The 14,907-nt window shown below is 63.7% G+C and carries 16 protein-coding genes; 9 read left to right on the forward strand and 7 right to left on the reverse strand.

The window, feature by feature from the left end; genetic code table 11:
• The first annotated feature begins 182 nt into the window (after positions 1-182).
• On the forward strand, positions 183-1,427 hold the full coding sequence (locus ILFOPFJJ_RS01440) for an MFS transporter (protein ID WP_173508804.1): 1,245 nt from the start codon (positions 183-185) through the stop codon (positions 1,425-1,427).
• A 36-nt stretch (positions 1,428-1,463) separates the two neighbouring features.
• On the opposite strand, the gene ILFOPFJJ_RS01445 is transcribed toward ILFOPFJJ_RS01440, so the two are convergent.
• The 6 genes from ILFOPFJJ_RS01445 to hemC form a co-directional block, all read right to left on the reverse strand.
• Complete coding sequence (locus ILFOPFJJ_RS01445) at positions 1,464-2,210, reverse strand: glutamine amidotransferase (protein WP_173508805.1); 747 nt, start codon at positions 2,208-2,210, stop codon at positions 1,464-1,466.
• Between the two features lies 1 nt (position 2,211).
• Positions 2,212-2,694: a tellurite resistance TerB family protein gene (locus tag ILFOPFJJ_RS01450; protein WP_173508806.1), complete on the reverse strand. Its 483-nt coding sequence runs from the start codon at positions 2,692-2,694 to the stop codon at positions 2,212-2,214.
• A gap of 24 nt (positions 2,695-2,718) precedes the next feature.
• Entirely contained in the window at positions 2,719-4,332 is a 1,614-nt protein-coding gene (locus tag ILFOPFJJ_RS01455; protein WP_173508807.1) for a heme biosynthesis protein HemY, read from the reverse strand.
• Between the two features lie 19 nt (positions 4,333-4,351).
• Complete coding sequence (locus ILFOPFJJ_RS01460; protein WP_173508808.1) at positions 4,352-5,602, reverse strand: COG4223 family protein; 1,251 nt, start codon at positions 5,600-5,602, stop codon at positions 4,352-4,354.
• Positions 5,603-5,820: 218 nt separating this feature from the next.
• Positions 5,821-6,534 carry a uroporphyrinogen-III synthase gene (locus tag ILFOPFJJ_RS01465; protein WP_173508809.1) on the reverse strand — a complete coding sequence of 238 codons (714 nt, stop codon included), beginning with the start codon at positions 6,532-6,534 and terminating at the stop codon, positions 5,821-5,823.
• Between the two features lie 3 nt (positions 6,535-6,537).
• Entirely contained in the window at positions 6,538-7,467 is a 930-nt protein-coding gene (hemC, locus tag ILFOPFJJ_RS01470; protein WP_173508810.1) for a hydroxymethylbilane synthase, read from the reverse strand.
• 176 nt (positions 7,468-7,643) lie between these two features.
• On the opposite strand from hemC, the gene tsaD reads away from it, so the two are divergent.
• From tsaD to ILFOPFJJ_RS01495, 5 genes are all read left to right on the forward strand, one after another.
• Positions 7,644-8,738 (forward strand): tRNA (adenosine(37)-N6)-threonylcarbamoyltransferase complex transferase subunit TsaD, encoded by a 1,095-nt coding sequence (gene tsaD, locus ILFOPFJJ_RS01475; RefSeq protein ID WP_173508811.1) that lies wholly within the window; start codon positions 7,644-7,646, stop codon positions 8,736-8,738.
• Positions 8,739-8,746: 8 nt separating this feature from the next.
• Positions 8,747-9,736, forward strand: a complete 990-nt coding sequence (locus tag ILFOPFJJ_RS01480) for an NAD(P)H-dependent glycerol-3-phosphate dehydrogenase (RefSeq protein WP_173508812.1) — start codon at positions 8,747-8,749, stop codon at positions 9,734-9,736.
• A gap of 78 nt (positions 9,737-9,814) precedes the next feature.
• Complete coding sequence (locus ILFOPFJJ_RS01485; RefSeq protein WP_173508813.1) at positions 9,815-10,108, forward strand: YciI-like protein; 294 nt, start codon at positions 9,815-9,817, stop codon at positions 10,106-10,108.
• Between the two features lie 6 nt (positions 10,109-10,114).
• Complete coding sequence (locus ILFOPFJJ_RS01490; RefSeq protein ID WP_173508814.1) at positions 10,115-10,546, forward strand: EVE domain-containing protein; 432 nt, start codon at positions 10,115-10,117, stop codon at positions 10,544-10,546.
• An 11-nt stretch (positions 10,547-10,557) separates the two neighbouring features.
• The gene (locus ILFOPFJJ_RS01495) at positions 10,558-11,223 is read left to right on the forward strand and encodes a class I SAM-dependent methyltransferase (RefSeq protein WP_173508815.1); all 666 of its coding nucleotides are present in this window, start codon (positions 10,558-10,560) and stop codon (positions 11,221-11,223) included.
• 85 nt (positions 11,224-11,308) lie between these two features.
• On the opposite strand, the gene ILFOPFJJ_RS01500 is transcribed toward ILFOPFJJ_RS01495, so the two are convergent.
• Complete coding sequence (locus ILFOPFJJ_RS01500; RefSeq protein ID WP_173508816.1) at positions 11,309-11,956, reverse strand: hypothetical protein; 648 nt, start codon at positions 11,954-11,956, stop codon at positions 11,309-11,311.
• Positions 11,957-12,259: 303 nt separating this feature from the next.
• On the opposite strand from ILFOPFJJ_RS01500, the gene sdhC reads away from it, so the two are divergent.
• From sdhC to sdhA, 3 genes are read left to right on the forward strand one after another with little or no spacing between them, the layout of a single operon-like run.
• A complete protein-coding gene (gene sdhC / locus ILFOPFJJ_RS01505) occupies positions 12,260-12,655 on the forward strand; it encodes a succinate dehydrogenase, cytochrome b556 subunit (protein ID WP_173508817.1) in 396 nt (131 codons plus the stop codon).
• Between the two features lie 12 nt (positions 12,656-12,667).
• Positions 12,668-13,048 carry a succinate dehydrogenase, hydrophobic membrane anchor protein gene (sdhD, locus tag ILFOPFJJ_RS01510; protein ID WP_173508818.1) on the forward strand — a complete coding sequence of 127 codons (381 nt, stop codon included), beginning with the start codon at positions 12,668-12,670 and terminating at the stop codon, positions 13,046-13,048.
• A gap of 7 nt (positions 13,049-13,055) precedes the next feature.
• Positions 13,056-14,897 (forward strand): succinate dehydrogenase flavoprotein subunit, encoded by a 1,842-nt coding sequence (gene sdhA, locus ILFOPFJJ_RS01515; protein WP_173508819.1) that lies wholly within the window; start codon positions 13,056-13,058, stop codon positions 14,895-14,897.
• The last annotated feature ends 10 nt before the right edge of the window (positions 14,898-14,907 follow it).

The following is a 14,907-nucleotide window of genomic DNA, read 5'->3' on the forward strand; positions in this document are numbered from 1 at the left end:
GCAAGTACGACGCTTCGTCGTGCGCGATCATGTTTAATGGCATCGCACCTGTGCTTTGCCGCTCCTACAGCGCCGCGCGTGTGATCAGACGCGCAACGGTTGCTGTGGAGCTTTAAGTTTCCGCATGATTTTGTCCTTAATCGATTCCGATTTAAGGAATCATGCAGTAGGAGCCTCCCCATATGTCCGCCGTTCACGCCGCGCATCGTTTCGCCGCCTTCGGGCATGTCGGCTATCGGCGCTACTTTTTCTCGCGCTTCCTCGCCTATTTCGCCATCCAGATCATGTCCGTCGCCGTCGGCTGGCAGATCTACGATCTGACGCGTGATCCGTTCGATCTCGGCCTCATCGGCCTCTTTCAGTTCCTGCCATCGCTGGTCCTGATTCTGGTTACGGGGGCCGTCGCGGACCGCTACAACCGCCGCGCCATCATGGGCATCTGCATGACGGTGAGCACGCTCTGCGCGGCCGCGCTGCTCCTGTTGACGGTGACGGGTCTGTTTTCGCCCTGGCCCGTCTATCTGATCCTCATCGTCTTCGGGATCGAGCGGGCGTTTCTCGCTCCGGCCGCGCAGTCGCTCGCACCCAATCTGGTGCCAGCCGAGCACCTGCCCAATGCGATCGCCTGGAACTCGACCTCCTGGCAGACGGCGACGATCGTCGGGCCGGTCGCCGGCGGCCTGATCTATGGCTTCGGTCCAGTTGTGCCGTACGCAGTCAGTCTCTGCTTCTTTGCAGCAGCGGCCCTGATGGTCTTTGCCGTGCCGAAGCCCGCGGTGCGTTCGCCCGCCCTAGGAGAAAGCTGGCAGACGATCACAGCCGGCTTCCGCTACATCACGGCCGAGAAGGTGGTGCTGGGGGCGATCTCGCTCGATCTCTTCGCCGTGCTGCTCGGCGGCGCGGTTGCACTCATGCCGGTCTTTGCGCGCGATATACTGACACTTGGGCCATGGGGGCTTGGTCTTCTGCGCGCCGCACCGGGCGTCGGTGCCGTCGGCATGGCGGTCTGGCTTACCGCTCACCCGATCCGCAACCGGGCAGGGCTCTATATGTTTATCGGTGTTGCACTTTTCGGCCTCGCGACGATCGTCTTCGGCCTGTCGGCAACACCCTGGATCTCGATTGCCGCCCTTGTCGTCATGGGCGCGGCGGACATGATCTCGGTCTATGTCCGCGAAATCCTGATCACGCTCTGGACCCCGGACGAACTGCGAGGTCGCGTGAACGCGGTCAACATGGTGTTCGTGGGCGCGTCGAACGAACTCGGTGAATTCCGCGCCGGCATGATGGCTTCGGGCTTCGGTGCTGTCTTCGCAGTCGCCTTTGGCGGTGTCGGCACACTTCTGGTGTCGCTGCTCTGGGCGGTCGGTTTCCCGCAATTGCGCAAGATCGATACGCTCGATGTCCCGGAGCACCAACGGGTCTGATTGCACATGCGGCGTAGGGCGGGTGGCAGGGCCGTGTTACGCGCGATCTTGCCTTTTCGGCGCGGCAGCCTCCCCGCCGCGCAAAAAAATCAATTCGAGGAAATTCTCCATCCAGGTCCGCAAAGGGTGATCGTGAATCATTCGCCCTTCGAGGTGCGCCTTGCCGATCTGGGCGCCGGGCAGCTCGAAGCGGTGCGCGCCATGGACCACCCAGCGGTGCATCATCGCGCGCGTCAGCTCGCCGTGAAACTGAATGCCCCAGGCGTTCTCGCCATAACGGAAGGCCTGGTTCGGATAGGTATCGCCGGTCGCCAGCAATTCGGCGCCACTAGGCAGATCAAACCCTTCCCGGTGGAAGTGATAGACCATGGCCGGCCAATCCATCAGCGCCTTGCCGGCGTCGGTGGCCTTTAGGGGATACCAGCCGATTTCCGTCATGCCCTCATGATGTGGCGCGACCTTGCCGCCAAGGTTGCGTGCCAGCATCTGCGCCCCCAGGCAGATGCCGAGATAAGGCTTGTTCTCGAGGAGTGGCACCGAAAGCCAGTCGATCTCGCGGCGGACGAACTCTTCCTCGTCGTTGGCGCTCATCGGGCCGCCGAAGACGATGGTTCCCGAATGGGCCTCCAGCGTCGGCGGCAGCGTGTCGCCCAAAGCCGGGCGCCGGATGTCGAGTGTAAAGCCCTTCTGCTGGAGAATCTGCCCCACGCGCCCGGCACTCGATCGCTCCTGATGCAGAATTATGAGGATCGGTCTTTTGAAGTCGTCGGCCTCTGCGGGCATTTCAGTTTTCCTGCTGCGGGTCGGTTTCCTCCTCCACGTCGATCTTGGCGGCAACTTCCTTCCGCTTCAAGACCCGATCGCGCCCGGAGACGCCGAGGAGATCGGCGATCCGCCAGATCACGTGATCTTCCATCTCGTTGCGGACGCCATCGGCATAGACGATCTCCCACAGCGTGCCGACGAGCTCGATCCGCTGCTCCTCGGACAGATGACGCTTGATCTCTGCGGTGAACTTGTAAAAGTCGATCGCCTCGCTTTCGGCGCTCTCGCCCGCCTCGATGAGCGCATCGAGGCCCTCGTCGTCGAGTTGATATTGCTCCTCGATAATCTCGCGCATCTTGCGGCGCTCGGCAGCCAGCACCGTGCCATCGGCCTCCATGACCTGAACGCAGAGTGCGATCACGGCAACGCGCGGGTCGCCCTTTTCAATTGGCGCCGTGGAGCCCGCCAAACTTTCGAGGAACGCTCGAAACCGTTCTAACATGTCCTTGTCCGCAGCGTTCGAAGTTCAAAACAGCCGGAGGCCGGCCTTGTCCGTTGCCTTTTCGCCGGCGGAGGCGTCGCGAACGCCGGGATCGTCCGGCGGGCGGCCGAAGAAGGGTGCCGGCTCTTCTTCCGCGACCTCCTCGTTGTCCTTGGCAGCAGGGGGAGCAGGTTCTTTCCTCTCCGGAATCTTGATCACCTCACGCTCCGCTTCCAGAACGGCCGGCGTTGCTTTCGCCGGTGCCGGCTCCGGCGCCGTCCGCGCTGCGACGTGCTGCACGGTCGCGACTGGTGGGAGGTTGCGGATCGCCTCGTCGGCGCTCGGACGGCCATTTTCGAGCTTGTCCGAAAGCTGCAAGGCCGGTGCCTTCCATTCGAAAGCGTCGAGCCGGCCGCTGACCGGCGAGACCGGCAGCCAGGACGGCGAGGTCACCCCATCGGCCGTCCAGGCCGGATCGCGCGGACTGCGCAGCGCCTGTGCCATCCAATGGCGGATACGGCCCTCGTCGCCGGTGTCCGCTTCCTCGATATCGGCGAGCAGCAGGAAGACGCTTTCCGTCGGCTCGAGCCGTGCAGCGGCTTCAGCCTTGGCTCGCGCCAGCGGCAGTTCGCGCGCCTCGAGTGCGGCTTCGGCAACGGTTGCCAATGCAACCGCATTGTTGCTGCGGAGTGATTCGAGCTTCTTCGCACGCTTCAAACGGTCGAGGGCGGAATCGCCTCCGCGCGCTCTGACGTAGAGCCTGGCCACGTCCGGATGCGGTTGCTGCTTCCAGATCTTTTCGAGAATTCCCGCGCCCTTGCGCAGATTGTCTTCGCGGAACAGGGCCTTGGCCGTTACCAGCGCCGCCGGCACCAGGCTCTCGTCGAGTTTCAGCGCGGCGAGGCCGTCGTCGCGCGCCGCTTTCGGGTCAGCGTCGAGCTTCGCCATCGCACGGGCGGTCAGCAGCACGGCCTTTTTTTGGTCGGCATCCTTGCGGTCGAGGATATTGGCGGCGCGACTCTGGTCGAGAAGGCGGATCGCCTCGTCCCATTGTCCTGCCTGGCTGCGGTGATCCAGCGTTGCCAGCGTCGCCCACGGCAGGTGCGGCGCCTTCTCCGCGGCGCGTTCGGCATATTGCCGGGCAGCCTCGTTGGCGCCGAGCCGCTTGGCTTCGAGGAACAGGCCGCGCAGGCCGAGCTCCCGCGTTTCGGCATCGTCGGCCATCAGTTCGAACTTCTTGCGCGCGTCGTCGTATTTGCCTTCGATCAGCGCGGTCTGCGCCTCGAGCAGGTGGATGAGCGGCTCCTGGTCGGCGCTGATCAGGCCGCGGCTTCGCGCCGACATCTTGCGGGCAAGATTGGCGTCGCCGGCACCAGCGGCGATCAGCCCCGTCGAAAGCGCCTGGTAGCCGCGATCGCGCTTGCGGGAGCGGAAATAGCGCGTGACGGTATGGGGCGACATCCAGATCGTGCGGAGCAGCCAGATCACGATCAGGACGGCGGCAAAGAGCGAGATCAGAATGGATGCGGCGCGCATCAGCGTCATTTCGATGCGCTGCCCCTGCCAGATCAGCGACAGTTCCCCCGGCCGATCGGCGAGCCACGCAAAGCCGAGACCAAGGCACAGGACGAAAAGGATGAAGAACAATATACGGATCATCTCTTCTTCTTTCCTTCCGCTAGCCGGCCGTGCCGGTACGCGTCATGCTCTGTGCCACGGCGGCGTCGATGGTGGTCTCGACGCGCAGGCGCTGGTCGAGTTTCGCCTTGAAGTCCGCGCCAGTCGATTTCGCCGGTTCGGGAAGAGCGCCCCATTCCAACGATGCGCCCTTCAGGTCGCCATTGTTGAGCTTGTCCTCGATGCGCGCGATGACGGCTTCCGGCGTGTCGCCCTCGACGCTGCCGACCGGCCGGATGCGGATGCCGGACATGGCGCTTGAGACGAGGCGAGCGAAAATGCCCTCGTTCGGATCGGGCTGGTTGAGCGCATCGAGCATCGCGTCCGCCGTTTGCGGAAAGGCGGCGCGGAGGTCCGTTCGCGTCGCGACACCCGTTGCGGCGTCCTCAGTCAGATCTTTCACGGTCACGTCGTCGGGCGCAATGCTGCGCAAGGCATCAAGCTCGGCCAGAAACGGGCCGCCGCGATCGATCGCTGTCTTCAGCGCCGTTACGGCGACCGCCTTCGCCATCTGGATGTCGTTAGCCGGCTCGTTGAGTTTTTGTTCCGCCTGGTCGATGCGCCCGGCAAGTTCAGCCTTGGCGGCCGCCGCCGATTGTTCCGCATCGGCGAGGCTGGCTTTCAGCGTGGCGACTTCCTTGGTCAGATTGGCGACTTCCGCTTCGAGGGCGGTGATCTGCGGCGCGCTCGCGCCATCTGCCCCGGGCTGTTTGGCCGCCTGTTCCAGCGCCGCAAGACGGCTCTCCAGCGGACCGATGTCGGCCGCGGGGGCCGATTGAGATGCGATCTGTGTCTTGATCGCCTGGATTTCGCTGGCAAGGCCCTGCTCGAAGGCAGCACTGCCGCGATCCGGTCCGAGCGCTGGAATATAGCCGGCATATTGCAGCACGCCGGCGCCGAGCAGCGTCACGAGACCCCCGAGAATACCGGCCGCGAACGCGCCTGCGCTCGTCGCCTGTCTCTGCGCCGGCTGCGGCGGCATCGCGCCGTTGCTCAAGTGCGGGGGCTCTTCGTCGAAAGCGGCCGCGGCGGCATCCGCGCGCTCATCCTCCGTTTCCTCCGTCTTCTCCGTCGTATCGGTCGCGTTTTCGCTCTCTGCCTCGCTCGCCGAAATCTCGGCGGGCTCGTCGGTGACCGATTCCTTGTTCGCGACAGATTCGGCCTCGTCGGTCGCCGTCTTTTCCGCCTTGAGGTCGATCGTCAGCGGTTCCTTCTCGGATTTCGAGCGGCGCGGCGGGTTTTCCGATACCATGGTGACCTCTTACCGTTACAGTGCCAGTCGGCTTGTCAAGACAAACCTAGTCAGGCGAACTCGCGAGGGAAAGCCCCCAACTCCGTTTTTGCCGGAAATGCCATCAGTTCACCCGATTGGAGGGCGGCACATGCGCGGAAAACCGGTGCCGGCTTTGCTGTTCGCGCCTCGAGCATCCGGCGTTGGATAATTTGCTGAGATATCACCGCTGCGCGGGATCAAAGGAGTTGCAGAAGGTGCTCCTCGTCCGGCATTGCAGCGACTTCCGCGGCCGCGTCAGGCGGCAAGGCGTCCTTCATCGATGCGCTCAGGCAGAGATAGCGTTTGGAAAGTGCCGCTGCGCTGAGATTGCTTTCCGAGAGAAGGGCGGCAAGCTGCCGCACGTTTTCACGCGAATAGAGCAGTACGGCGTCAAACTGCCCCGCGCCGAGAAGATCGGAGAGCACGTCCGGGTGATGCGCAATCGGTTTCATCCGGTAGCATTCCACGGTCCTGTGATCGATGCTGCGCCGCCGCAGCGTCCGTTCGAGGCCATCGGAGCGCGGCGAACCGGCGAGATAGAGCAGCGGTTCGGGTGGGTCCGTGCCGAACACGGTCGCGATCGTGTCCGCGAGACCTTCGCCCGTGCCCGGTCCGACGTGAATATCGGTGAATCCGAGGGCAACTGCGGCGCGGCCGCTTGCCTCGCCGACGCAGAAGAGCGGTGTTGCAAGATGCGGTTCAAGCGCGCGGCCCAGCGCCGCCAGCACGCGGGTTGCTTCCGCGCTCGTCAGCGCGATGGCGCCATGCCTTTGCTTCAATGCGCTCGCGAGAGCTGTTACCAGGTGCTCCGCCTGCATCAGAGGCAGGAGGATCGCTTCATGGCCCATCGCCTCGAGCTTCAGCGCCGTCCTTTCGGCGGTCGGTCGCGGCCGAGTGACGAGCACGCGCATCGCTCACGTCCAACTCGAAAAGAATCCCGGTCCGGCCTTGGCGCGGATTTCCTCGCCGGCCCTGCGTCCGAGGTCGGCGGCCTCCGCTGCCTTGCCGTCGACGGCGATGCGATGGCAGGTCGCGCCGTCCGGCGTCAGGATCATGCCGGAAAAGCGGATGTGCGTGCCGTCGGACACGGCGTGCCCGGCGATCGGCGTGCGGCAGGAGCCGTCAAGCGTCGCGAGGAAGCCGCGCTCGCAGGAGACGGCCTCGTGCGTGCGCCGATCGTCGATGGCCGCAAGCAGCATATTGACCCGGGTGTCGCCGATGCGGCTCTCGATGCAGATCGCCCCTTGCGCCGGCGCCGGCGGAAATTCCGCCGGATCGAGCAGTTCGGTCGGCACGTCGGTCATGCCGAGCCGCTTCAAGCCGGCATAGGCGAGAAGCGTGCCGTCAACCTGGCCATCGGCGAGCTTGCGCAGTCGTGTTTCCACCTGGCCGCGATAGGTGATCACGTTGATGTCGGGCCGGAGGCGCCGAATGAGCGCCTGGCGACGCAGCGACGACGAGCCGACGGTGGCGCCCTGTGGCAGGTCCACAAGTCTCGGCGCCGTGCGTCCGACGAAGGCGTCGCGAACGTCTTCGCGTGGCAGGAAGGCGGAGAGGAAGAGCCCGTCTGGCAGCTTCGTCGGCATGTCCTTCGACGAATGCACGGCGAAATCGAGGTCTCCCGACAAGAGCTGTTGTTCGAGCTCCTCGGTGAACAGGCCCTTGCCGCCGATCTCCGCAAGCGACCGGTCGGTGATCCGGTCTCCCTTCGTGGACAGGATCACGACCTCGAACATTTCCTGCGGCAGACCATGGGCAGCGGCCAGCCGGTCGCGCGTTTCATGCGTCTGGGCGAGCGCCAGCGGACTGCCCCGCGTTCCGATGCGGAAAGGTTTCGTTTGCATCCTCGGTCATCCATTGTTACTGCATGGTTCCTTAAATCGGGACCGATTTGAGGATAAAACCATGCAGCAGTTCAAAGCGTTACAGCGTCCTTTGTGCTTCTGAAAGACGCACGGCGCTGACACAAGTTCCGTGTACCCACCTTTCCGTGCGACCGCAATCTTTGAGTAGACCACATATGTCCGCGCCCCTGCGTATCCTCGGCATCGAAACAAGCTGCGACGAAACGGCGGCGTCCGTCGTGCTGCGGGAAAAGGACGGCAGCGGCCGGATCCTTGGCGATGTCGTGCTCAGCCAGCTGGAAGAGCATAGCGCCTACGGCGGCGTCGTTCCGGAGATTGCCGCCCGCGCCCATGTCGAGGCGCTCGACACGCTGATCGAGGAAGCGCTGCTGCGCGCCGGCGTCAAACTTGAAGACATCGACGCGATCGCTGCGACAAGTGGTCCCGGACTGATCGGCGGCCTGATCGTCGGGCTGATGACCGGCAAGGCGATCGCACGGGCGACGGGCAAGCCGCTTTACGCCGTCAATCATCTCGAGGGCCACGCACTGACGGCGCGACTGACGGATGGCCTGACGTTTCCATATCTGATGCTGCTTGTCTCGGGCGGCCACACGCAGCTGATCCTGGTGAAAGGCGTCAGCGATTACGAGCGCTGGGGCACGACGATCGACGATGCGCTCGGCGAAGCCTTCGACAAGACCGCAAAGCTTCTCGGCCTTCCCTATCCGGGCGGTCCGGCGGTCGAGCGCGCGGCCAGGACGGGCGATCCCAGGCGCTTCGACTTTCCGCGCCCCCTCGTTGGCGACGCGCGGCTCGATTTTTCCTTCTCCGGCCTGAAGACGGCCGTTCGCCAGGCGGCGCAGTCGCTGGAGCCCGTGACGGAGCAGGATGTCGCCGACATTTGCGCCTCGTTCCAGCGCGCCATCTCGCGCACCCTCAAGGACCGTGTCGGGCGTGGACTGAAGCGGTTCAAGGCCGAGTTCGCCACTGTCCCGGAACCGGCTCTGGTCGTCGCCGGCGGGGTTGCCGCCAATCAGGAGTTGCGGGCGACGCTTCAGGATCTTTGCGACGCGAACGGCTTCCGCTTCGTGGCGCCGCCGCTTCAGCTTTGCACCGACAATGCGGCGATGATCGCCTGGGCCGGTGCCGAACGGCTTGCGGCGGGACTGGAGGCGGATGGCCTCGATGTCGCGCCGCGCTCGCGCTGGCCGCTCGATAGCCAAGCGCAGACATTGATTGGCTCCGGCAAGCGTGGCGCCAAGGCATGATGCACAAGATGAGTGAGAAGCCGAAGATCGTCGTCGTTGGAGCCGGAGCATTCGGGACCGCACTTGCCGCCGTAGCCGCAGCGACCGACAATGCCAAGGTGACATTGCTTGCCCGGCGACAGGAGACAGTCGAGGAGTGTCGCCGCACGCGCCGGAACGAGGCGTTCCTGCCAGGCATTCCGCTTCCGGCGGGACTTGCTTTTTCCGCCGATACGACTGTGCTGATGGACGCCGATGTCGTCCTCTTCGCCATGCCCTCGCAGGAGCATCGGGCCGCCGCCCGCAGCTATGGCGGCTGGATCGGCACCGATGCGACGATCGTCACCTGTGCCAAGGGGATGGAGCAAGCGACCGGCCGGCTCCTGACCGACGTGCTCGACGAGGAGTTGCCGGCCCGCAAGATCGGTGTACTTTCCGGTCCGGGCTTTGCCGCCGATATCGCCAAGGGCTTGCCGACGGCAATGGTGATCGCGGCGCGCGACAGCGAGACAGCGACGGAACTCGCCGAGACGCTTTCCGGCCGGACGTTTCGGCTCTACCCCTCGGCCGACCGGGTCGGCGTGCAACTCGGCGGCGCGCTGAAGAACGTGCTGGCGATTGCCTGTGGCATCGTCGAGGGCGCAGGTCTTGGCGATTCGGCCCGCGCAGCGCTGATTTCCCGCGGTCTTGCGGAAATGTCGCGCTTCGTCGTTGCCCAGGGCGGCGAGGCCGATACGGTCCGCGGTCTTTCCGGGCTCGGCGACCTCGTGCTGACTGCGACGAGCCACCAGTCGCGCAACCTGCGCTTCGGCATCGCGCTCGGCAAGGACGGACGCGCGACTGGACAGGGCGGCGAACTGGTCGAGGGCGCCTTCGCCGCGTCGGTCGCAGCCCGCGTCGCACTCGACCTCGGCGTCGACATGCCGATTACCGAGGCGGTCGCCGCCATCATCGACGGAAGGCGCGATGTCCGCACTGCTCTGGAGCAGCTGATGTCGCGCCCGATAACTCAGGAATGACTTGGCAGCGGAATGAGGAAAGGTGCAGAGCGGTTGTCCGCCCGCATTCCGCGCCAAGCGATAACGTCAGGAGGAACCATGCTCTTCGCACTTCTATGCACGGACAAGCCCGGCGGGCTGCAGTTGAGGCTGGATACGCGTCCGGCCCACGTCGCCTACCTCAATGACCTCAACGCCAAGGGCATCCTCAAGATCGCCGGTCCCTTTCTCGGCGCGGACGCCAAGCCGACGGGAAGTCTGGTGATCGTCAAGGCCGAAACGCTTGAGGAGGCGAAGGCAATCGCCGAGGCTGACCCCTATGCCAAGGCGGGTCTCTTTTCGAATGTCGAGATCAAGGCCTACAACTGGGTCTTCAATAATCCGGAGGCTTAAGCGGCGATGGCGTTCTGGCTTTACAAATCCGAACCGGCCAAATGGTCCTGGCAGATGCAGAAGGACGCGGGCGAGAAGGGCACGGAATGGACCGGCGTGCGCAACTATCAGGCGCGCAACAACATGCGGGCGATGAAGATCGGCGATAAAGGCTTCTTCTATCACTCCAACGAGGGGCTGGAGATCGTCGGCATTGCCGAGGTCTGTGCTCTCTCGCACCCGGATTCGACCGCTGAAGGCGATGCCCGCTGGGATTGCGTCGATATCCGCGCCGTCATGGACGTGCCGCGTCCGGTCTCCTTGAAGGAGATCAAGGAGAACCCGAAGCTCGCCAAGATGTCGCTGGTGACCTCGATGCGGCTGTCGGTGCAGCCGGTTACGGAGGACGAGTGGATCGAGGTCTGCCGCATGGGCGGCCTCGACAATCCGCCGCGCTGAGATCCCTTTCCTTGAAGACCGATCCCGAAAGTTTCATCCGAGCGAATACCGGCGTCCTTTCGCCGCCGCATGTGCCGGAGATCCGGTTGCATCTTGCAAGCGAGGCGCATGATCTCTGGCTGAAGACGGAAGAGGAACTGGAGGAGATCGGTCTGCCGCCGCCGTTCTGGGCTTTCGCCTGGGCGGGCGGGCAGGGGCTTGCGCGCCATATCCTCGATCATCCGGAAACCGTGCGCGGCCGCCGCGTCATCGATTTCGCCTCCGGCTCCGGCCTGGTCGCGATCGCGGCCATGAAGGCGGGTGCCTCTTCCGTGCTTGCCGTCGACATCGATCCCTGGGCGGAAACGGCAGTACGGCTGAATGCGGAACTGAACGGGGTGGAAATCGGGTTCAGCAACCGGAACATCATCGGCGAGCCGAAGGTCGCCGATGTCTATCTCGCCGGAGACGTCTTTTACGACAAGGGTTTTTCGGATCTGCTCCGCCCCTGGTTCGCCGGATTGGCGAGGGCGGGAGCGGCGGTGCTCGTCGGAGATCCCGGACGCGCCTATTGCCCGCGACAGATGATGACGGCGCTCGCGACGTATGAGGTGCCGGTCACGCGGGCGCTCGAAGACAGTGAGATAAAGCGCACGACCGTCTGGCGCTTCGAGCCGGCCGAAACCGTCGGCGGCTGAGCGGGATCGCGGCCTAATGCCTGTTGTCCAAAACTACGCAGCGGTTTTGGACAACGAATGCAAAAGGCAAAGAGGCAAAGCGCGCTTATGGCCGGATGACGCAGACGCCGTGTTCCCAGGAGCAGACGCGGTCGTTCGGTTGCGGCGAGACGACGATGATCTTCGCACGCTTCAGCGGCGGGGCGGCGTCGATCGCATCCTCGCCGAAATAGCCGGAATTGCCGTACTGGCGGAAATAGATGCCGTTGCCCTCCTGGCGGAAGGCGGAAATGCCGCCGGCATAGGTTCCGATGCCAGGGGTGACCGAAGGAAAGTCGTCGCCGCCGTACGAACTGAGGCCATCATAGGAGCTGAAACCATAGCCCCCGCCGATCACGACTACGCCATGGTCGCGGCGCCAATCACGCTTGGCGTGGTGCCGTAGACGGTGCTTCATCCGTACGTGCCGGGTGCGGGTCTTCACGTCCTGCAGGTCCCGATTGAACAAAGAAAAGTCGTCAAAGCCGGACACGACGGAGCGGTGCCTTCTGCGGTCGCCAAATTTGCGATGGCCGTGATGCCAATCGCGCCATGCGTGATGCGGCTTTCGGTGCAGTCTTATATGCCGGACGCGGGTCTCGACCTCAGATAAACCCTGCCGGTCGCCCGCCATCGCAGGCATTTCTGCGGTCATCACCAGAGCGCAGACCAGCGCTAGAACTTTGGTCGCATGGACCGCTCGCAACAGATTCATTCTGCCGTGCCCTCCGGATCATCCTTAACAAATTCTTAACGCCATCCTGGGCCAAGCGAGGGCAAATGTCACGGATTTGCTTATGTTTTCTGCGCTTATCGTTAATTCGACCGATGTCTTGGCAAGGCCGAAAAATGCCGCTTTTCGTCTAATCGATTTTATTTATTTTGCACGCAAACACACTTGTCGTTAAGCCTTATGGTGATTAAAGGTCCGGAAGACTGAATTGCGCACAATCGTGTGCGATACCGGACGAATGCGATCCAGTTTGGGCGTCGAATCCGGTCATTCCGTGAGGTTCCGATGACGAATGTCACAAGAAGCCGGCCGCTTTCGCCGCATCTTCAAATCTACAAACCCATCCCCACCATGGTGATGTCGATTGTGCACCGCATTACCGGCGGCGCGCTTTATTTCGGCACGATCCTAGTCGCGTGGTGGCTGATCGCCGCGGCTTCCGGTGCGGCCTATTACGATTGGGTCAGCTGGCTCTTTGGCACGTTGATCGGCAAGCTCGTGCTCTTCGGCTACACCTGGACGCTGGTTCATCACATGCTCGGCGGTATTCGCCACTTCGTTTGGGACCTCGGCTACGGCTACGAGAAGCATTTCGCAACGAAGATGGCCAAGGCGACGATCGTCGGATCGGTGGCTCTGACGCTGCTGATCTGGATGATCGGCTATCTGGTCCGCTACTGAGGGGGAATGAGGATGGACATGCGCACACCTCTCGGCAAGGTTCGCGGCCTCGGCTCCGCCAAGGAGGGGACCGATCATTTCTGGCGCCAGCGCCTGACGGCCGTTTCCAACGTTCCGCTGCTGATCTTTTTCGTGTTCTTCGTTGCCCGCTACGCCGGCGCCCCGCATGCGGAGGTCGTCGCGGCGCTCTCCAATCCGTTTGTGGCGGTGATCATGGGCCTCGTGCTCGTTTCGGCTCTCACACACATGAGAATCGGCATGCAGGTGATCATCGAAGACTACGTGCATGGCGAAGGCGCCAAGGTCGCTCTTCTCATGCTCAACACATTTTTCGCGATCGCGATCGGCGGGCTCTGTCTTTTCGCCATCCTGAAGATCGCTTTTGCAGGGTAATTTCGTCATGGCATCGATCAGTTCACCCGCTGCAAACGGCAAGGCCTACCAATATGTCGACCACGCCTTCGACGTCGTCGTCGTAGGTGCTGGCGGCGCTGGCTTGCGCGCCACGCTCGGCATGGCCGAACAAGGCCTGAAGACAGCCTGCATCACCAAGGTCTTTCCGACGCGCTCGCACACCGTCGCCGCCCAGGGCGGCATCGCCGCGTCGCTGCAGAACATGACGCCGGATAGCTGGCAGTGGCATCTGTACGACACCGTCAAGGGCTCCGACTGGCTCGGCGATGTTGATGCCATGCAGTATCTCACCATGGAAGCGCCGAAGGCGGTTTACGAGCTCGAGCACTATGGCGTGCCGTTCTCGCGCAACGAGGAAGGCAAGATCTACCAGCGGCCGTTCGGCGGTCATATGCAGAATTTTGGCGAAGGCCCGCCGGTGCAGCGCACCTGCGCCGTTGCCGACCGCACCGGCCATGCGATCCTGCACACGCTCTACGGCCAATCGCTCCGGAACAACGCCGAATTCTTCATCGAATATTTCGCCATCGATCTGATCATGTCGGACGACGGGCGCTGCACCGGCGTCGTTGCCTGGAACCTCGACGACGGCACGATCCACCGCTTCTCGGCGAAGATGGTGGTGCTGGCGACCGGCGGTTACGGCCGCGCCTATTTCTCGGCGACCTCGGCGCATACATGCACCGGCGACGGCGGCGGCATGATCGCCCGCGCCGGCCTGCCGCTCCAGGACATGGAGTTCGTGCAGTTCCACCCGACCGGCATTTACGGCTCGGGCTGTCTGATCACCGAAGGCGCGCGCGGCGAGGGCGGTTATCTCGTCAACGCCGAAGGCGAGCGCTTCATGGAGCGTTATGCCCCGTCAGCCAAGGATCTCGCCTCGCGCGACGTCGTTTCGCGCTGCATGACACTGGAAATCCGCGAGGGCCGCGGCGTAGGCAAGAACAAGGACCACATCTTCCTGCATCTCGACCACCTCGATCCGGCCGTGCTGCACGAGCGCCTGCCGGGCATTTCCGAGAGCGCGAAGATCTTTGCCGGTGTCGATGTCACCCGCGAGCCGATCCCGGTGCTGCCGACCGTCCACTACAACATGGGCGGCATCCCGACCAATTATTGGGGCGAGGTCCTGAATGCTGACGGTCAGAACCCCGAGCGCATCGCGCCCGGCCTGATGGCAGTCGGCGAAGCGGGCTGCGCCTCGGTCCACGGCGCCAACCGGCTCGGCTCCAACTCGCTGATCGATCTCGTCGTCTTCGGTCGCGCCGCGGCGATCCGCGCCGGCCAGATCATCGACCGCCAGGAATCGATCCCGGCGATCAACACGGCCGCCTGCGACCGCATCGTCGAGCGCTTCGACCGCCTGCGTCATGCCAATGGCAGGACGCCGACGGCGGTGCTGCGCGAAAAGATGCAGCGCGCCATGCAGGAGGACGCCGCCGTATTCCGCACGCAGGAATCGCTTGAATCCGGCTGCCGCCGTCTGTCGGAAATCTGGAAGGAACTTCCCGACGTCAAGGTCACCGACCGCTCGATGATCTGGAACTCGGACCTTGTCGAAACGCTTGAGTTGGAAAACCTGATGGCCAACGCCATCACCACCATCTACGGCGCCGAAGCGCGCAAGGAGAGCCGCGGTTCGCATGCCCGCGAGGATTACACCGAAGGCCCGTTCGGCGGGCGCGACGATGTCAACTGGCGCAAGCATACGCTCGCCTGGGTCAATAACGCCGGCGACGTCCGGCTCGATTACCGCCCGGTTCACACCGACCTGATCGCCGAGGGCATCGATCCGATGAAGATCGCCCCCAAGGCGCGCGTGTACTGATCTCGAGGAT

Origin of the sequence: Sinorhizobium psoraleae (genome assembly GCF_013283645.1) — a bacterium.
In the GTDB taxonomy this organism is placed as follows: Bacteria; Pseudomonadota; Alphaproteobacteria; order Rhizobiales; family Rhizobiaceae; genus Sinorhizobium; species Sinorhizobium psoraleae.